Annotated in this window: 11 protein-coding genes; 9 read left to right on the forward strand and 2 right to left on the reverse strand. The window is 70.6% G+C overall.

All coding sequences use genetic code 11. The features are described 5' to 3' along the window. Window positions 1–222: 222 nt before the first annotated feature. Window positions 223–2,241, reverse strand: coding sequence for a thioredoxin domain-containing protein (locus tag ABZ385_RS17215; protein WP_358912002.1), 2,019 nt, complete (start codon window positions 2,239–2,241; stop codon window positions 223–225). A 198-nt stretch (window positions 2,242–2,439) separates the two neighbouring features. On the opposite strand from ABZ385_RS17215, the gene ABZ385_RS17220 reads away from it, so the two are divergent. After that, the gene (locus tag ABZ385_RS17220) at window positions 2,440–3,006 is read left to right on the forward strand and encodes a Uma2 family endonuclease (protein ID WP_358912003.1); all 567 of its coding nucleotides are present in this window, start codon (window positions 2,440–2,442) and stop codon (window positions 3,004–3,006) included. Window positions 3,007–3,387: 381 nt separating this feature from the next. Beyond that, complete coding sequence (locus tag ABZ385_RS17225) at window positions 3,388–4,740, forward strand: restriction endonuclease (protein ID WP_358912099.1); 1,353 nt, start codon at window positions 3,388–3,390, stop codon at window positions 4,738–4,740. Between the two features lie 309 nt (window positions 4,741–5,049). On the opposite strand, the gene ABZ385_RS17230 is transcribed toward ABZ385_RS17225, so the two are convergent. Then, window positions 5,050–9,189: a hypothetical protein gene (locus ABZ385_RS17230; RefSeq protein ID WP_358912005.1), complete on the reverse strand. Its 4,140-nt coding sequence runs from the start codon at window positions 9,187–9,189 to the stop codon at window positions 5,050–5,052. A 183-nt stretch (window positions 9,190–9,372) separates the two neighbouring features. Here ABZ385_RS17230 and ABZ385_RS17235 point away from each other — a divergent pair, with 183 nt between their 5' ends. The 7 genes from ABZ385_RS17235 to ABZ385_RS17265 all read left to right on the forward strand — a co-directional run bounded on the left by ABZ385_RS17235 (window position 9,373) and on the right by ABZ385_RS17265 (window position 19,121). Beyond that, a complete protein-coding gene (locus tag ABZ385_RS17235) occupies window positions 9,373–9,549 on the forward strand; it encodes a hypothetical protein (RefSeq protein WP_358912007.1) in 177 nt (58 codons plus the stop codon). An 828-nt stretch (window positions 9,550–10,377) separates the two neighbouring features. Then, window positions 10,378–12,009 carry a type I-E CRISPR-associated protein Cse1/CasA gene (locus tag ABZ385_RS17240; protein WP_358912009.1) on the forward strand — a complete coding sequence of 544 codons (1,632 nt, stop codon included), beginning with the start codon at window positions 10,378–10,380 and terminating at the stop codon, window positions 12,007–12,009. Then, on the forward strand, window positions 12,002–12,556 hold the full coding sequence (gene casB, locus ABZ385_RS17245) for a type I-E CRISPR-associated protein Cse2/CasB (protein WP_358912011.1): 555 nt from the start codon (window positions 12,002–12,004) through the stop codon (window positions 12,554–12,556). The genes ABZ385_RS17240 and casB overlap by 8 nt, the downstream gene beginning before the upstream one ends. A gap of 43 nt (window positions 12,557–12,599) precedes the next feature. Then, the gene (locus ABZ385_RS17250) at window positions 12,600–13,952 is read left to right on the forward strand and encodes a type I-E CRISPR-associated protein Cas7/Cse4/CasC (protein ID WP_358912012.1); all 1,353 of its coding nucleotides are present in this window, start codon (window positions 12,600–12,602) and stop codon (window positions 13,950–13,952) included. Beyond that, the gene (gene cas5e, locus ABZ385_RS17255) at window positions 13,949–14,848 is read left to right on the forward strand and encodes a type I-E CRISPR-associated protein Cas5/CasD (protein ID WP_358912014.1); all 900 of its coding nucleotides are present in this window, start codon (window positions 13,949–13,951) and stop codon (window positions 14,846–14,848) included. Before ABZ385_RS17250 ends, cas5e begins: the two co-directional genes overlap by 4 nt. Further along, entirely contained in the window at window positions 14,830–15,582 is a 753-nt protein-coding gene (locus ABZ385_RS17260) for a type I-E CRISPR-associated protein Cas6/Cse3/CasE (RefSeq protein ID WP_358912015.1), read from the forward strand. Before cas5e ends, ABZ385_RS17260 begins: the two co-directional genes overlap by 19 nt. 236 nt (window positions 15,583–15,818) lie before the next feature. Then, window positions 15,819–19,121: a tetratricopeptide repeat protein gene (locus tag ABZ385_RS17265; RefSeq protein WP_358912017.1), complete on the forward strand. Its 3,303-nt coding sequence runs from the start codon at window positions 15,819–15,821 to the stop codon at window positions 19,119–19,121. Window positions 19,122–19,506 lie beyond the last annotated feature (385 nt).

Raw genomic sequence — 19,506 nt, forward strand, 5'->3', positions numbered from 1 at the left:
CCGTCTCCCTCGGGTTGCTGTGGTGCTTTCACTGCACTGACGGAGCGCGAGGAGAAAGTGTGACCGGGGGAGCCACACGCGTTTGGGCGGACCCCGCACGCGTTCGCGGGACCCCGGCCGGGTCCGCCTCAGGAGGCGGGTCGGGTGGGCCTCAGGAGACGGACCGGGCAGGCGTTCGGAGACGGGTCAGGCAGGCCGTTCGGAGACGGACCGGGGTGGGCCTCAGGAGAGCAGACCGGCCAGCGCGGCCGCGTCCGTCGTCGGGGCGTCACAGACGAAGCCCCGGCAGACGTACGCGGCGGGCAGCCCGCCGATCAGGCCCCGGCCCGCGAGCAGCGGCAGCTCCTCGGAGCCCTCCGGGCCCGCCGCGACGACCGCGCCGGGCGCGGCCCCGAGCAGTGCCGTGCGGTGCAGGTCCCCGAGGACGTCGTCCACCACGGCCACTTCGAGGGGCCCGGAGAGCGCCGCCTCGGCGACCGCGAGGCCGTGTCCGATGAACCGGGGCACGCGGGGCCCGAGCGCCTTGACGACGCCGAGGGCGCGCTCCGCCGCCGTGCGGTGCGGTGCGGCGCCGGTGTGCGCCGCGTACGACAGGAGCGCGCCGGCCGCCGCCGTCCACCCGGAGGGCGCGGCGTTGTCGGTGGGGTCCTGCGGGCGCCGGATGAGCCGCTCGGCGTCCTGCGCCGTGTCGTACAGCGCGCCGCTCTCCGGGTCCACGAACCGGGTGAGGACGTGGTCGAGCAGGAACCCGGCGAACTCCAGCCACACCCCCTCCCCCGTCACGGACGCCAGCGCGAGGAAGCCCTCGGCGACATCGGCGTAGTCCTCCAGGACACCCGCGTTGGCGCCGGCCCTGCCGTCCTTCGAGGTGCGGGCGAGCCGCGCGCGGGGGTCCATGTGCAGACGTACGAGGAGATCGCCCGCGCCGACGGCCGCCGCGATCAGGTCGGGCCGGTCGAAGTACGCGCCGACCTCGGCGAGCGCGGCGACGGCCAGGCCGTTCCAGGCGGCGACCACCTTGTCGTCCCGGCCGGGCGCGGGGCGCCGGTCGCGGGCCGCCAGCAGCCGCTCACGGATCGAGGCGAGCCGCGCGGCGTCCGCCACGGGCCCTTCCCGCAGCGGGAGTTGGAGGACGGAGGCGCCTTCCTCGAAGGTGCCCTCGCGGGTGACGCCGTAGCAGGACATCGCCAGTTCGGCGTCGGCGTCCCCGAGGACCTCCCGGAGCTGCTCGGGCGTCCATACGTAGTACGCGCCCTCGACGTGCTTGCCGGTGGCCGGGTCCTCGCTGTCGGCGTCGAGCGCGGAGGCGAACCCGCCTTCGTTGGTGCGCAGTTCGCGGACCATGAAGTCGGCGGTCTCCAGGGCGACGCGGCGGGCGAGGTCCGAGCCGGTGGCGCGCCACAGATGGGCGTACGCCCGGCAGAGCAGGGCGTTGTCGTACAGCATCTTCTCGAAGTGCGGCACGACCCACTCGCTGTCGACGGAGTAGCGGGCGAAGCCGCCGCCGAGCTGGTCGTAGATGCCGCCGCGCGCCATCCGCTCGCAGGTCTCGGCGGCCATCTGGAGGGCGCCCTCGGAGCCGGTGCGGGCATAGTGCCGCAGCAGGAACTCGATCACCATGGACGGCGGGAACTTGGGCGCGCCGCCGAAGCCGCCGTGCGAGGCGTCGTAGTCGCGGGTCAGGCCGAGCAGCGCCTGCGCCAGCTCGTCCTCGCCGGGCTTCTCGCCGGAGCCGTGGGTGAGCTGCCGCTCCCCCAGCTCGCGCACGATCTTGCCGGCGACCTCGGCGACCTCGCCGCGCCGGTCCGTCCACGCCCGGTGCACGCCGTCCAGGACCTGAGCGAAGGACGGCATGCCGTGCCGCGGCTCGGGCGGGAAGTACGTGCCGAAGTAGAAGGGCTCGGCGTCGGCGGTGAGGAAGACGGTCATGGGCCAGCCGCCCTGCCCCGTCGCGGCCTGCACGGCCTCCATGTAGACGGCGTCGACATCGGGCCGCTCCTCGCGGTCCACCTTGATGTTCACGAACTTCTCGTTCATGAACGCGGCCGTCGCCTCGTCCTCGAAGGACTCGTGCGCCATGACGTGACACCAGTGACACGCCGAGTACCCGACCGACAACAGTACGGGTACATCACGCCGTTTCGCCTCCGCGAACGCCTCGGGTCCCCACGGCCACCAGTCGACCGGATTGTCGGCGTGCTGAAGCAGATACGGCGAGGTCATACCAGCCAACCGGTTCATGAGATCCAGCCTCTCACAGCACCTGGTGCGGCCGGTGAATCCCGGACGAGCCCGCCCCGCTTGGCCGATTTACGCTTGTGCGCCATCACGTGGCGGGCGACTCCTCCCCCTTCCGATTTCGGGCGACCCGGCACCTCGGAACAGTAGGCTGGGCGCAGCAGAACCGGACCTGCCGAGGCTCCTCGAAGGAGGTACACGATGACCGCCGAGATGGTGGCGCCCGCGTGGATGCATTCGCAGATCAGCGCGGAGGAGTACGACTCCTGGTCCGAGGAGCAGTGCGCCGGCATCGAGATCGTGGACGGGATGGTCGTCGTGAGCCCGAGCGCCTCCAAGCGGCACAACCGGCTGGCTCGGGTCCTGGCCAATGCCCTGGACGCCGCCGCGGGCCCGGACTGGAACGCTGACACGGACTTCGACGTCCGCCTGCAGGACGTTCCACTCACCAACCGCCGCCCGGACGTCATCGTCTACCGGGCGGAGACCATCGACCTCACCCCCACCCGCCCCGAGCACGTACTTCTGGTCGTCGAGGTCGTGTCACCCGGTTCGGAAACCACTGACCGGATCGTGAAGGTCGACCAGTACGCCAAGGCCGGCATCCCCTTCTACTGGCGCATCGAGCAGGCCGCCACCGGCGTCCCGATCGTCTACACCTACGTCCTCGACCCCGCGACCAAGGCCTACCGGGACGGCGAGATGTTCACCGGCACGGTGAAGGCCACTGCACCATTCCCTGTCACGGTCGATCTTGGCGCCTTGTAGGGGCTCCGAGAGATCGTGCACCATCGATGCTTGAAGGCAAGGCGCTCTCATGAGAGTGCGGAGCTCTGGAAGATGCAACAACCACTCCTGCCAGCGACCGCCGCACCTGCGGCTGGTCACGGCGGCAGAGAACCGGGCGGAGCGGGTGGCCCGGCGGCGCGACCCGGGAAGCCCGCCCTCGGACCTCCGCAGCCCCGCCGGACGATCCCGCGCGATCGGCGCCGCTATCCGCGCCGGCCTGGCCGATGGCGAACCCGAAGCCGAGATCGCCGCGCGGGTCCAGGCGGTAATCGCGGGAAGGCCGCCCACTGAGCCTCTGGTGACCGCGCCGGCCGCGCCATCTCATTTGGAGAGTCGACGGGTGCAGATGAGAAGCACGGCCTGACTCCCCAAAAGCGGGGGCAGGCGTTTAACACACTGATCGCCGAGGTCCTCAAGGCGTGGGGATACGAGGCCCGGGCCAGCGTGATCGGGGTGAACGGCAGGGACGAGACGGATGTCTTCTTTACGATCGGCTACAACTACACCCTTGAGGCCAAGCGGAAAGCCGACCCGCTCAGCGCGGACCCTCTGACCAAGCTCTCCGAGCGGCCCTCCACCCGTCCGCCGGGTACTCGCGCCATCGTCCTGTCCGCCACGGGCTGCAACTCGAATGCGCTGGAGTGGATCAACCGACACAACGAGCTACTTCTGATGGACAGCTCCCACATCGAGGCCGCCCTGTGCGGTCTGATGGGTCCGGAAGAGTTGCTCCACCGGCTCTACGCCGAGACCGCCGCTTCCGGCAACCGGTTGGTTTCCCTGGCCGACATCCTCCTCCCCCGGCACGCCGAACCGAGCGTTCCAGCGCTTGCGCGGGCAACATCCGTCTCGCCGCCCTGGCCGATCGTCAAGACCAGTACCGAAGGTGTGGACGCCAGTGTGGAGTTCACTGGAGTCTGGCAGTCCGACCAACACCCGAGTGGAATCAGCGCCGCTCCCCGCAACCGGCTCCTGATCACGACCAATGCCGGCGTGGTTGAACTGCACACAACGACCGGCGCGACCAAGTGGGCCTTGGCTCTGCCCGGCACCGAAGACCGGGCCGTCCGCGGCATTGACGGCTCAGTGACCTCGCTGTGCCGCGGCGCGCTCGTACGCTGGCACCCTGAGACCCGCGACCTTCAGCCCGTGGCTGGCGGCTTCGGTGGCTACGCCACCCTAGAAGCCGGGCGGGACGGCACCTTGTGGGTCTACAACCAGGTCGGGGGACTGGTCGGCGGATCGGTCACCATAAGCCGTATCGGCGAACGGCCCGGCGACGAGACTCGTTACGACATCCCGTTCCCCAACGGCATGCGGGCCGTCCACCTCGGCGACGAGCGGCACTTTCTCAGCGGCACCGGGCACAGCACCGCTATCGACGTCAGCAAGAGCCCGTCCAGCAGCGAGGAGGACTGGATCGCCTCCGCCGTGCCCAACCCTCGCGCGGCCACCGGCCCAGACGAACACATCATCCTCGTGGCCAGCATCCGCAACTCCCTCGACGAAAGTCTCCAGTCCCTCGACCTCCGAAAAGCACCGGCCTGGACTGAACTCCTGACCTTCACTGCCAACCGGGCCACCGACCTCACCCTGAAGCGCACCGGCGCCGGTCGGGCCGAGGGATGGCTATTGACCGATGCCTCCGGCAACACCCAGAAGCCCACCCCCGTCCTGGTCAGACTCGCGCTTACCACCAAAAGCCCGGGCTGACCGAGCAGCCGACTGATCACCCTCAGCACCAGTTCGCCCGCTCGTCCTGCACCGGCGACGGCTGGTAGCACAACGTCAGTCAGCTGCGACCTGGTGCCGTACGAGGAGATCGATCCATTCGCTCGCACGACGCATCCGCGGGGAACCGCAGTCCGCGGCTCTTCGCTCCTGCTCCTCCGCGGCGACGGCGGGTGTGCCGCTCTCCAAGCGCTGACGACACCTGATTCTCAACAGCACCCATTCGTCCGACAGGGCTCGCGCGCCCTGTCGTATCGAGCGCTCTGGAGACGACCGAGCCTCATGACCCCATCACGCTGAGGGGCCCTCCCCAGTGAATCCATACATAGGACGCATCTCCTTCGCCATGGCGCCCAAGTGCTTCAGGGCCCCAGGGGCGAGGGAGGGAAGCAGCGGGATGGTGCGACTCCACGCGTCGGATCGCAGGAGTTCCAGGACGATGTCCCGGGCCGCCCCCTCGGCGGGGGGACTGTCGTGGGCCGCGACTCGGGCGAGTGCCAGGCAGGTCCGGATCACCCGGTCACGGGCGTCGCTGTCCGCGGCCGGCGCCGCCTGGGCCCCCGCCAGGTGCGCGGCGGCGGAACCGAACGCCACCGCTCGATCGTCCGGTGTTCGCGCTGCGTCGGCGTACCGCCACACGGCGGGCGTGTCGCCGTTCAGCGCTGCAAGGAGGGCCAGTTCCGCAGGGGGTTGCGGTCCCGACTGGCGGGCGTACCGCCATCTGCCGACCGCGCTTTCAACAGCGTTCACGGCTTCGTCCGGAAGGCAACCGAGCTGTTCCAGCAGGGCAAGGACGGACATCGACCGCGCTGGCGACACCGTGGCGGGGGCAGCCACACGCAGCGCGGCCCGACCGAGCACGTCACTCAGCCGGGGGGCCGGGTTCCGGACGTCCGGGAAGGCGAGGAGCAGCGCCACCAGCTCGGGAAGAGGGACATGTGGGCCGCCCGCCCCCATCCGCCGTGCGAGAACCTCCACCAACGGCTCGGCGACACGTGCCGCCGCCTCCGGGTCGTGTCGTACGAGCCCGGCGGCAATCGCCGTCAGCGCCTGGAACCGTTGCGCGGTGTCCCCCCTCGCCATCGCCGTTGCTGCGGCCTCGTCCCCGGCGTGTGCGAGAGCCTGGGCCACTGCATGAGCCAGACCGGGGGTGGCTTCGGCCGGTACCGACCTGGCCGCCGTTCGGGCGTAGTAGGCGCCGGGGTCGTCATGTCCAGCGAGGGAGCAGCCGAGGGAGAGCGCCGCCAGGTGCCGCGCGCGGGCAGGTGTGTCGGGCAGGTGTCGCACCAGCGCCTCGGCCTCGTCCGACGCGCCGGCCGCGCCCATGGCCTGGCAGAGTTCTGCGGTCCAGTCATCAGGGAGATGCGAGGAGCTCGTGGGCTGTGCTGCGGGGCGGCTCCGCAGAGCCTCCTCCAGGAGTTCCCCGGCGCGGAGGAGACGGCCCGCGCTCACCTGGTCGTCCGCCTCCAGAAGCAGGGGGAGGAGAGGCTGTCCCGGGCGGTCGGGGTACGGGCCGTCGCCGGGGCGCAGCAGGCCGGTCGATCGCCGGGGCGGGGCAGGACGCCGGGTTGGGGCAGGGCGCGGGGGCGGGGCAGGACGCCGGGTTGGGGCAGGGGGCGGGGCAGGACGCCGGGCCGGGGAGGAGAGCCGTGTGTCCTCGGGTTGAGTCCGTGCGGGCTGTGGTGCCCGAGTGACTCGTGTGGTGTAGCTCGCACACGCCTCGTTCCGCGCTGCTCGCTCGGCGTCAGCTTTCCTGCGCTTCGCCTCGCGCTCCTCTTTCCTGCGCTTCGCCTCGCGTTCCTCTTTCCTGCGCTTCGCCTTGCGTTCCGCCTCACTCTTCTCCGCGGCCCTCTGCGCTGCCTCGCAGGCCTTTCGATTCCTCTCCTTCTCGGCTGCCTCAAGGGTCAATTGCGCCCGTTCCAGCAGGGGGTCCCCGAGCATCCCGACACGATGGTCTACCGGTACTGCCTCCAGTTCATGCCTGATGTCGTCAAGGTCGCCCAGCGCCTCCATGGCCACTGTGGCCTTGGCCAAGCGCTCCAGTGTTGCAGCGAGTTCGCGGCGCAGGTGGGTGCGATCAGCTTCGGACAAGGCGTCAGATGGGGAATCAGGGTCACTCAGAGCTTCGATCGCCTGATGCAGCCGGGCTCGGGCCTTCCGCAGCTGTTCAGCGGCTCGGCGGTGTCGCTTGGCGGGCAGACCGACGAGCGCCGACGCCGCGGCGGCCAGGACGTCGACCGATCCCAGCCCATCCGTGTCATCGAGTTCCTCGCAGACGGCCTCGATGCGATTACCCGCGTACTGGCTGAGGTAGGGCGCTACCTGTGCCAACGCGCCATAGAGTTCCACTGCCGCGGTCCGGGCGCGTAGGTCACCCGCGCTGAGCATCTCCGCCCGGGAGTACAGCGTCATGACGGCATCCAGTTCCCCCGCCGCCTCGGCGATCGCCGCTGTCCCGGCCGCCGGGTCCTGGAGCACTGCGCGAAGGATGGGCCGGGCGGCTCCGGGACCGTTCAGACGAGTGAGCGTTCCGGCGGCACAGAGGAGTCGTGCGTACGGCTCGGGTTCTCGGAGGGCACCGGGAAACCCCTGATGCGCACGGTCCCGGGCCAGCCACTCTGCTGCCTCCCGCACGAGGGAATCGGTGTGCGAATTGGCCTGTCCGACGGAGGGCTGCCCCGCGTAGGCCAGTTCGACCGCCATGTCCGCCAGGTGCACGGCCCTGTCGACGGCCGTGGGCGCGGAGCGCGCCAAGCCGCGTGCGCGCTCCGCGTCCCCGAGCCTGACGTAAAGAGCCGGGGCTCCGTCGGGCACGGGCGTGTCATGTGCCCGGCGCAGCAGGGACCGCGCGCCGTAGAGGGAGATGAGCGTCGCCAGACGGTCGGCGTCGGAGGTGATGTCCGTCGCCGCTCTGATCTCCGTCTCGAAGGAGTCCAGCTGAGCGAGCGGGACGTCCGGACCGGTGGCGCGGGCCAGTTGACGCAGACGGAGCGGATCGAGGACGTACGACGCGCGTTGGGAGGTACCGCTCAGCAGGCGGAGCTGATGCCTCAGAGGATACGGAGGAGTGTCGTCCGGCCAGCCGGCCGCGTGCCACCTCCGCGACCAGAGCAGCAGCTTCTCGGTGTAGCGCAGGACCATGGCATCTCCCAAGTCCTCGCACACGGTGCGCACGAGGCGGGAATCCGCCAAGGCATACGTCCCGAGCAGTGGATCCTCGGTCACCAGGGCACGCCCCGCCGGGCCCTGTGCCAAGCGGTCCAGATGGGCTGCGGAGAGCCCGGTCAACTCCGCCAGATCTGTGGTCCGCAGGCCGCCGTCCGCCACAGCCAGTAGCGCCACGACCGGTTCGCCCAGAACAGTGATGTCGGGCGGTGGTCGCCGAAGCTTCGGTACCCCTGTGAGCGGCAAAAGCGTTCGCAGATAGCGGTTCTGACGCAGTGGATGCCGTTTTTCGGGAACGTCACGGGGAAGAGGGGCACAGCGCCGGAGAGAGACGATGACGCGCATGTTGGGCGGGGGGCGGGAGGGCAGAAGCGCGGCGATGCTCCTGCTCGCGGATCTCCGTACGGCTCGGTCCGGGTTGTCGAACTCGCCCCCGAAGTGATCCCTGGGCCTCACAGTTCCGCACCTGTTTGCAGGCTCCGGCCCGACCAGGTCGTCCGACCAGGCCACGTCGTCGTCGAGGCCGTCGACCATGAGCAGCAGGCTCCGTTCATGCTTCGCGCTCTTCGCGGCGGCTTTGGCGAAGAGCGCGTTCCACGCCCGCGTGCCTTTGGGCACCGGGCGCTCGGTCCTGCCGAGGAAATGGGCGATCTGGTCGGCGATCTCTCTCTCGAACGCGCCTCGCGTATCCGTGCCGTGGGTCTCCGAGACGAAAAAGGTCAGGATGTCGCAGTCGACAGGAGGCTTATGCCGGACGTAACCGGCGAGCAGCGTCGTCTTGCCCACAGGGCCATCGGCGTGCCAGCACAGATAGGACGGCGCCTCAGGGCGGGATTCCTGGACGAACGCCTTCATCTCCGCACGTTCGTTCGCCCGCAGGCGCACCTCGGCCACGGAGACCTCAGGGGCCGGATCGTGTAGCCCGATGAAGCGAGTGCCGGGGACCACGTGTCTCCGGTCCACGGGCCTCGGCTCGTGCCGCGCACTCTTCGCTTCCTTCTGCGCTGCCTTGAAGGCGGCTTCCCAGTCGGCTTCCGAGTACGTCGGAGTGCCGCTGTGCCCGCCCTGCGCCCTGGCCACTACGGCCAGGAAGTGACGCAATCGGTCCGGCGGGGGAACCGTCGCCCCCGCGATCCACCCTCGCAGCGTGGTGCGAGGGACCTCCAACTCCTTGGCCACGCCGCTGTAGGTGAGCTTCTGGGAGCACCACACCTCCTGCAGCATTCTGCGCAGCTCGTTCCTCGCGCGTCTGGTCGAACGCTTCACCGGCCCGCTCCCCTCCGTGGTCGCTGCGCGGAAAAACTTGGCCGCCACCGTACGATCTCAAGTTTCTGACCAGGGGAAACCGTGATGCCGGGGTTGGCGCAACTAGCGGCCACAAGGCCGCTGCCGCCAGCCTGGAGCCCTCACCACAGCAGCTGAAAGCGGCTCCCGACAGAAGGATGGCCCATGTCCCAGCTCCCCGAACTTCTCCCCTACACCCTGCTCCTGAGCGGGACCGCCGGCCTGCTCTATGTGGTCGCCCTGCTCACTGTGGCCCTCGTCTCGGTCCTCGCCTCCGCACAGGAGCGCCGCAGGGACGCGCGGACGACGCTCAGCATCCTGGTGCGTCGGCGATCGCGTTGAGCGCGACGGACGCATCCGATGCCGCGCGCGCCGACCGTACCGGCGCCTGCGCCTTGTGGCAGGCCCTGATGGGGCAGAACAAGTGCGTGACCCAGGAGGGGGAACTCGGGTACTTGAAGTGCACTGCACTCACTGAGTGCTCCCGCCCCTTGGATGGCCTGAAATCCCCTGTCAGACAGGGGAGTTGGCGGGAGAGGATCGTGCGCGTTGCCGCCCGCTCAAGCCGTGGCGCGGCCTGCAGCTCCGTGACCGCGGAGCTGCAGGCCCCGACACGAAGGGAGGGGCATGAAGAAGGCAGCACGCAAGTGGCTGGGGCGCCGCAAGGAGGAGTTGTTCCTGATCCTGGTGGCCGGAGTGGTCAGCGCGGTAGCGGCCAAAGTGGTCGACCAACTCTGGTAGATGGCCGTTCTCGACGCGAAGAAGGCGCCGAGAACGGCCGCCTCCGGCAGTGAGTGGTTCTCGTTCCGCGCGCACGGGGCGGGAACCACTCGCACCTCACCGGTCTCCCGGTGGGGTGTTACCGGGGGTGCCGAGACATCGGCACCCCCGAGTTTAGACCTTTGCTCAGGTGTCATCCGGCCGAGTGATCGAGTACCAGGTGCGACAAGGACCGACATGGCCGGCGAAGCGCTTCCCGCTCACTGCGGGAATGGCCCGTCGGGAGCCTGCAGAGCCCTGGAATGGGCTTTTCCCCGCGTGTGCGGGGGTATCCCGTACCTCCGGTCCTCACGAACCGCCCGGAGGACGGCTCGATGCGGGGACACCACCCTCGTCGGAGCCACCACCCGTTGGGTTTCCGGACATCGAACAGAAGGAGGTGGCACGGACTTGGCGGAGGTTCGACTGCCGATTCCCGCCGGACAGGGCGCCAGCTGGGACCCTCGCTTGCAGCCGTGCATCCCCGCCGTCGACCTCGACGGGGCGACCGCGCACCACTCACTGAGCGAGGTCTTCAACCGGGCCGACGACCTGGCCGCCCTCGACTGCGCCTCACCGGGCGAGACCGTCGCCGTCATCGAGTACTTGTTGGCCATCTGCTTCGCCTCCGGCACCTGCCCGTCCTCCGACGGGGACTGGAATGCCTGGGTCCTTGGCCAAAGATCCCTCGCGCCGGCCGCCGAGTGGCTGTTGGAACAACCAGCGGAATTTTGGGACTTGTTCCATCCTGTCTACCCTCTGGCGCAGAATTCCGACCTGTCGAAGGATCTCCGCAAGAGCGGCACGGGAACCGCCCAGCTGATCATCGAGCACTCCGGCGACTACAACCAGCACTTCGACCACCATCATCTCGAACGCGACAACCCTCTCCCGGCAGCCGACGCGTTCCGCGCCACCCTCACCCAACACGTCTACGGCCCTTATGGACGCGCGCGCATGTCCGGGGGTGAGCTCGGCGCCAGGGTCACCAATCTCGCGGCGGGCCGCCTGACGGGCCGGATCCGGGTCGTCATCCTGGGGGGAACGCTCGGTGAGACACTGCGTCTGAACCTCTATCCGCCCGACGGGCCGGGGAAGCCGCTCAACACCTCCTGGACCAACTCCGTCTTCGAGCAGCGCAGGTTCGAGGAGAAGCGGAAGCCCCGGGCGCCGCGGAGCTCCGCGGACCTGCACAGCGCCCTGGGGCGTTCCGTCCTGCTGCGTCCAGCCCACGGTCCCCACGGGCAGCTCATGGTCGACCGGGTTCTGATCGGAGCCGGTGAGGTACTGGAACTCGACCCGGCACGTCATCTTCAGGACGCCGTGTACAGCACGACCACGAACGGCGTGTCCAAGCCCCTGTGGCCCTCACCCAGCCGAGCCCTCTGGCAACAGGCCCACGCTCTGTACGGCGCCGTCAACGACGGCCGGGGCGGGATGTACGCGCGGCTGCGGTCCCTTCTCCCGTACCGTCGACCAGAACCCGAGGAACCGGGCCCGGAAACGCTGCAGGGCGCCCCCTACCACCTCTGGGCTGTCGGCCTGCTGACCAACAAGACACTCCCCGTCATATGGACCCACGGTTCCTACCCCTACGCCCCCGGCATGGCCGCGCACCTCTACCGCGCGTCACACCGCGGCTCGGACATCGCCGAACACCTGGCGCGGACTCTCAAGCACGCGGCGATCGTCGCCGCGGAGATCGCGTTCCCGGCCATGAGTGCCGCGGACGAGGCCGGTCCGGTGGCGCGTCTAGATGCCCGGTACGACTTCTGGCCCGCAGCCGAGGACCCCTTCCTCAAACTGCTGGACGAGGTGATCGACCGGGGGCTCGAGGACGACGACCCGGTGTCCGCGCCCTTGGTCGCCTACGCGATGAGCCTGACGACCACGGCTCGCACCCGGTTGCTCCAGCTCCTCGACACCCTGCCGCCCGGCGACCGCTACCACCGAGCACGGACCCGGGCCGTGCGACTTTTCGAGGAGGCCGTGTCCGGCGACCGGGCCCCGGCCGAACTCCGAGGGGAGACAGCGCTTGACTGAGCAGGATTCGTCGGCCGGTACGGATGCACCCCGTTTCACCCACGACAGCGCGGCACTCACCCATTGGCTCACCACCCTCGTCCGCAACCGCGAGTACGGGACGCTCGCCGAGCTCCGCCGGTCCCGGGTCCGTACCAACGCGCACATCCGCGCGGGCTGGTACGGAGGGGACGACCACCGCGACCTCTTCGAGCGGATGGCCTTCCTGTTCGCGATCTACCACCAGGGGCGCTCCACACCCTCGTACGGCCACGGCAGTCTCGGCGCCGCGGCCCGCAGGATCGGGGACGGGACCGGACGCGGTCCGGACAACCCCGGCGCTCAACGGCTTCTGGACCGTGTCGTCGCGAGCCGGCGCGTTCCCTGGCGACACCTCCAGCACGCGATCACCCGGCTCCGCTCCTGTGAACAGCCCCCGCCGTCCTGGACCACCCTCACCGAAGACCTCATCCGGTGGAACGACCGCAAGGCGCGCATCGCCTACGAATGGTCGGTCCATTTCCACACCCCTCCGGGGGCAGCCGGGAAGCGTGGAACGAACCCGTGACACGGGCGGCTCCTCCACCGACGTCTCGAAAGGACACCACCTCGTGACCGAGCCACCTCGGAGCCAGTTCCTCTCCTTGCATCTCATCGAGACCCTGGCCGCTGTCCTTCCCGTACGTGATGAGAACGGGCAGCCCAAATCCCTGGTCTTCGGCGGTGTGGAACGCCACATGATCACGAGCCAGGCCCGCAGGCGCGCCGAGCGGGTCCACGCCCGTGACCGGGCCAATGCCGGCCTGGGGGAGCTCAAGAGACGAAGCATGGGCGTCCGCACCCGGGAGTGGGCCCTTCTCACCGGACGTGAACTCGAGTCCGCCCACGGCTGGGAGCGGGACAGGGCTCTGGTCACGGCCCGTGCGGTGATGGAAGCCAGCGGTCTCAAATTCGGCGATCCGAAGAAGAAGACCGTGGCCAACCTGACCAAGGTGCTCATCTTCGCGCCGTCCGATGCCGGGGCGAGGATCGCGCACCACATCGCCGATCGGGCGGCGGAGGTCGAGGAGTGGCGCGACGCCTACCTCGAAGCCCAGGCTCGCGCCGAGGCGGCGAAGAAGACACGCCGCGGGGCGAGGGGCAAGGACACGACAGCAGGGGAGAACGAGGAGGCTCCCGCGGAAACCGCCAGGGCCATGCCCCTGCCTCCGCTGCCCAAGGCCACCCGCGACGCCGTCCTCCTGGCCCTCGCGCCTCGCGACGCCGTGGACATCGCCCTCTACGGTCGGTTCCTCGCCGAGATCCCCGACTCGCCCAATGTCGACGGCGCCGTCCAGACGGGGCATGCCTTCACCGTGCACGAAGCAGAACAGATCGAGGATTTCTACGCGGCCGCTGACGATGCGAAACTCGACCGCAAACGCAACGCTCTCGATTTTCTCGACGCCGCAGACGACGCGGGCGCGGGTATGACCGGGTACCAGTCCCTGATCTCCGGCACCTTTTACCGACACGCGGCCCTTGACCGCATGCAGCTTCGCGTCAATCTGAGGGTCGCCGGAATGGACGAGGCCGAGGCCGAACAGGTGGCGTCCGAGGCCGAGAAGGAGTTCGTGAACTCCTTCGTGGAGGCATTCCCGGAGGCGAAGAAGAATTCCACCGCGTCCACCGGGTCACTGCCGGTGCTCGTCCTCGCCTTCGAAGGGGAACGTCCCTACAACTACGCGTCCGCCTTCCAGAGGCCGGTGGACGAGGGGGCCTTGTCCGACGGTGGGGAAGGACCGGCGGGACCCGCCGCCGTACGCAGGCTGCTGCGTCACCACACCTTTGTCAGCCGCCGTCGTGGCGATCTGCGCACCACGCGGTTGCTCACGTACGACCCTGAAATCGATCTGCTTCTGGGAGAGCTGGAACTACCGGAGTCGCTGTCCGTTGTGGAACGCGTCGAGGATCTCACTCCGTGAGCGGCACGAACGACTCGCACGTCCTCCTCATCCGGTTGGCCGGCCCCCTCCAGTCCTGGGGCATCGCCGGCAGATTCGCCCGTCGCGACACACACAGCCGTCCGACGAAGTCGGGTGTGATCGGCCTGTGCGCCGCGGCCCTCGGGCTTTCCCGGGAAGAACCTCTGGGGGAACTCGCCGAGGTGCGCTTCGGAGTGCGGGCCGACCGGCCCGGCACGTCGCTCCGCGACTACCACACAGTCGGCGGCGGGAAGTACCCGCTGCGGCCACGGGACCTGATCACCGACCACCAGCGAGCTGCCAAGGCGACCACCGACTCATCGCCGACACCACCGCAGGATGACACCTTGAGGCCCGGTCCGTTCGGACGCGCCGAACTGCGTGCCTGGTACGGCTCACCGAAGTACGTCGGCACCGACCCGAGGTCAGGCGTGCTCATCTCCGGAGAGGTCCGCCGCCACAGCCTGATCACGGAACGCTGGTATCTCGCCGACGCTGCCTTCCTCGTCGGTCTGGAGCACCAGGACAGGGCGCTCCTGGAGCGTGTGGCCCATGCCCTGGAGCACCCGAAGAGGCTGCTCTGGCTCGGCCGCAAAGCCTGTCCGCCGTCGGGAGACCTTGCCGTCGGTATCGCTCCGGGCTCGCTCAAGGAGGTCTTCGAGACACACTCCCTGCTTCCCGATGCCGTCGGTCCCGAAGCCGAGCCGTCGGCGACGGCGCAGCGCATACGCCCGTGGGCCTGGCTCGAGAGCAGACGCCCACTCCCAGGCGTCGGCCCCCTGTCCGATCAGCCCGTGCAATTCGGAGCGGACGGAGGGACCCACAGCCTGCGTTGGGAAACCCGCCACCGCATCACCATCGCCGCACACGCCCGTGGATGGGACATCATCCTGTGAACACGAACACCACTGCGTCGGGCGCGGGTCGGGCCGCCAGATTCGTCGCCGCGCAGACTCTGCTGACCCTGGACGCCCGGCACCCTTTCGTCGGCAAATCGCTCATCGACGCACAGGACATGCACCGAACCGTCATGAGCGGCTTCCCCGGCTGGGTGGACGACGGCAGCCCGGACCCTCGTGCCCAGATGGGCATCCTGTCGACCTGGACCGTCGACCTCCGGCAGGCGCGGCTCAACTTGGTGGTCCAGTCGTCACTCCCCGCCGACTGGAGCGGCATTCCCCGTGCGGCCCTGGCCGAGAAGCCGGAGCCTCTCACCGTCGATCGCACCTTCCGCATCGGCGACCGGGTCGCCTTCCGCGCGGTCGTCAATCCCGTCCGCAGCGTTCCCCCTCCGCCGGGTTCTCCGCCGAAGACCCGGGGCACTCGCGTCCCCCACACCCGTCCCGAACACGTGAAGGGATGGTTCACGCGCCGCCTCCAACCGCCCGGCGAACCTGCGGTCGCCCCGGACGGCGTCACCCGCATCGGAGCAGACGCCGATACGGACCGGATCGCCGTACGCATGCTCCCGAACGTCTCGAGCCAAGCACCCCATAAGGGCCTGCGTATCGCTCGTGCGGAGATCAAGGGCACCTTGACGGTCACCGACCCCACGGCCTTCGTCACGGCCCTCGCCCAGGGCATCGGCCACGCACGCGCGTACAGCTGCGGACTGATTCTCGTACGTTGAACCGCTCAACGACCGACGAAAGCAGACCCTCCACCATCCAGACACCTCTCGTGTCCCGAACTGCATGCTTCCGAGATCACATGGCCTGCACACCGGACCGGTGGCACCGCACCCACACACACCGGACACCCGGTCCGCGTACACGCGGCCCTGATCCGCCGACTCCCTCGCGCCGGAGGCGTGTACGCACGACACTTGTGACCGCTGGTGACCGTTGCTCTCGGAGGGGGACCCATATGCGGGACAGCCATCGGGCCGAGGCCGAGCGGCTGTTGGCTCGGGCCGTGGAGGAGGAGGTGCGGCGTTCGGGCGGGCGCGTCGACGGGGGCGTTCTGCTCGCGCGGGCGCGCGGCTCGCTCGACGCCATGGCGCGAACGGCCGCCGAGGAGTACGAGACGTACACCCGGGCGCTCGACGAGGCCGACGCCGGGCAGCTCACCTTCGGGCAGCGCTACGCCCGCGAGGGCGCCGGGACGCCGCTGCTGGTGGCGGTGGTCGCCGCCGTCGCCGCCGGGGTCTGCGACCTGTCGTTCGGCACGGGCGCCGGCACGGCTTTGGGCACCGGCGCGATCGTCGTCGTGGCGGGCGCGGCGGCGACCGTCCTGAAGGTGACCGCCTCCCACGTGCCGGCCGCCGGCCGCCGCGCCGGGGCGCTCAGCCGGCCCGGCGGCGCCGAACAGCTGCGGCTCCAGTGGCTGACCGCGCTGGAGGTGCGGGGCATCCGGCCCTTCCTCGACCAGCAGCGGCTCCTCGCCGCCGCCACGGGCACCCGTACGACGAAGAAGGCGACGCCCCAGCTGCGCGGCACGGACAAGAGCGCGGCGGCGCGCAGGCGTTCCGTGCTGGAGCAGTCCTTCGCCCAACTCCCCGAGGTCGCGGGGCCCTTCGCCGGGCGCAGGGCCGAGCTGGCGCAGATCGCCCGCTGGGTGCACGCGGCGCGGGCCAGCACCGACACCCGGCCCACGGTCGTCGTGCTGCACGGCGCGCCCGGCTCGGGCAGGTCCTCGCTGGCGGTGCGGGCGGCGCACGATCTGCGGGACCAGTTCCGGGGCGCGTGCGTGGTGGACCTGCGCGGCGACGCCCCCGGGGAGAGTCCGCTGTCCACGCGTGACGCGCTGCTGCACCTGCTGAACCGGTTGGGGGCCCCGCGCGATCAGCTGCTCTTCCGGATCGGCGTCCCCCCTGCCCGGGCGCAGGCGGCAGCGGCGGGCGGCTCCTCCCAGGAGCAGCAGGTCAAACGGCTGAGCGAGCTGTATCACCAGTATCTGACCGGCCTCGCGGTCACCGTCGTCCTGGACGACGCCGCCGACGCCGAACAGGTCCGCACCCTCATACCCGAGCGCTCCGACAGCCTGGTCCTGATCACCGCCCGCGAGCCGCTGGAGCTGCCCGCGGACCTGCCCGCCTGGGTGCACCGGCTCCCCGTCGAGGCGCTGGACGAGGCGGGCGCCGAGGAGCTGCTGCGCGAGTCCGCCGAGGATCTGTCCGGACCCTACGACGCCGAATCGACCCAGGCCGTACGGGAGTTGTGCGGCGGCCTGCCACTCGCGCTGCGCGCCGCGGGCTCCTCGCTCGGACCCCGCTCTCCGCGCCGGCTGGCCGCCGATCTGGCCGCGTACGGGCCCGTCGGGAAGGTCGGTCCCGTCGAGCGCGTCCTGTGGCTGCGCTACACCGACCAGCCCGAGCAGGCCCGGCGGCTGCTGCGGCGGCTCGCGCTCGCCGGGCGCGCCTCGCTGGGACCGGCCGCCGCGGCGGCGCTGCTCGCCACCGACGAGCAGGAGGCGGGCCGCCAGCTGACCTCGCTCTCCGACGCGGGTCTGGTCGACCGGCTCCGGGGCGGCCGTTACCGTCTGCACGATCTCGTACGTTCCTTCGCCCTGGCCCGTCTCCTGGACGAGGAGGAGCCCGCCGAGCGCACGGCCGCGCAGGAGCGGCTCATCGTCAGCTACGGCGAGCTGGCCGACACGGTGATCCGCCTGGTCGACGGCAAGACGTCCACCAGGGCGGACCACTTCGGGCAGCACGGTTTCGCCTCCCTCGACGCGGCGCTGCGCTGGCTGGACGACGAGTCGACGTTCATCACCGCCGCGCTGCGGCACGCCGAGGGCGTCGACCAGCGGGCCGTGCTCAATCTCCTGGGCGCCCTGTGCGACTACTGCCTGCTGCGCGGCGACCTCTATCGCCTCGGCGAGATCAACGAACTCACCCAGTCCATCGACCAGGGCCCGCTCGGCCGCAGCGTGCAGTGGCGCACGGGCATCGCGGCCCGCCAGCTCGGCGAACTGGACCAGTCGCGCACCACGTTGAACTCCGTCGTCGACCTCTACTTCGAGGCCCACCAGGACGCGGCCGCCGCCCGCGCGCTCGGCTCCCTCGGCATCACGCTGCACCACCAGGGCAACCTCACGGAGGCCGCGGCCCGGCTCACCGAGGCGCTGGACCTCCAGGCCGCCGACGAACTGGCGGGCGACCGCGCCTGGACCCTGCACGCGCTCGCGGCGGTCGAGCGCGACCGCGCCCACCTCGCGCACGCGCTCGACATGCTGGAGCGGGCGCTCACGCTGCACCGCGCCGGCGGCTCCGTGCACGGCGAAGCGTGGACGCACTTCCAGCTCGGCCAGCTGCGGCTGCGCATGGGCGACGTACCGAGCGCGGAGAGCGAGCTGCGCGCCGCCCTCGAACTGTACGGGCGCACCCGCGACCAGCGGGGCGAGGCGTGGGCCATGACGCAGCTCGCGCGGGCCCGGCTGGTGGACGGCGACCCCTCACCCGCCCTGGACGGCCTGCGCCAGGCGGTCTCCCGGCACCGCGAGAACGAGGACGCGCGCGGGGAGGCGTGGACCCTGTACTACCTCGGCCAGGCCCTGGAGGAGACCGGCAGCCTCGATCAGGCGGTACGGGAACTGGAGCGGGCCCGCACGATGTTCTCGCGGATGCGGGACGTGTACGGGCTGGCGTGCGCCCGGCACCACTCCGCGCGCGTCACCCGCGACCAGCGTGCCGCCCAGACCGGCTCGCTGCGCAACTCCGGCTTCGCGCGCCAGCTCCTGGTGGACGCCCGCGCCGACTTCCAGCGGATCGGCGTCGCGCACGGCGAGGCGTGGACGTGCCTGGAGCTGGCGGTCGTGGACGCGGGCAACAACCGTACGCAGCAGGCGCTCGCCCTCTGCGACGAGGCGGCGGAGCTGTTCGCCTCGTACGGCGACCGGCGCGGCGGCGACTGGGCCGGCTTTCTGCGCTGCACCCTGCTGCCTTACGCCTCGCCGGGCGGCTGGGAGATCGGCACGGCGGTCGCCCAGGAGGAGCTGAACCGCCTCGCCCGCGCCGACCACCCCACGCGGGACGGCAAGCTCGCCGACTACTTCCAGGCCTACGCCCTGCTCCTGGAGCGCGGCGCGGACCTGGAGACGGGCTGGCAGGCCTGGCGCCTCGGCATGGTCCCGAACCGCCACGCGCGGGAGGTCATGGGGGTGGAGGTGCCGACAGCGGGGTCGGGCTCGGAGGTGCCGGGGGCGGAGGTGCCAGGGGCAGCCGGGTGAGGGGGCGCGGGGGGCGTGTGTTGGCGCCGGGGGCGCATGGCCGCGCGCCCGGCGTGCCGTCCCTACGCGCTGACGGGCGGCGTCGGCGTCGGGGGCGCATGGTCGCTGACCGGGGACGCCGTCCCTCCGCGCTGACCGCTGGCGCCGGGGGCGGGGGCGCATGGTGGCTGACCGGGGACGCCGTCCCTCCGCGCTGACCGGCGGTATCGCTCCCCCGCGCTGACGGGCGGCCCGGCTCCTCCGCGCTTACGGGGGACACCGCTCACCCGCGCTGACCGGGGACGCCGCTCCTCCGCACTGACCACCGGCGCCGGGGCCGGGGCGCATGGTCGCTCCCCGGCGACACCGTCCCCCCGCGCTGACCGGAGACGCCGCTCCCCCACGC

The organism is Streptomyces sp. NPDC005898, from assembly GCF_040629635.1.
GTDB lineage: Bacteria > Actinomycetota > Actinomycetes > Streptomycetales > Streptomycetaceae > Streptomyces.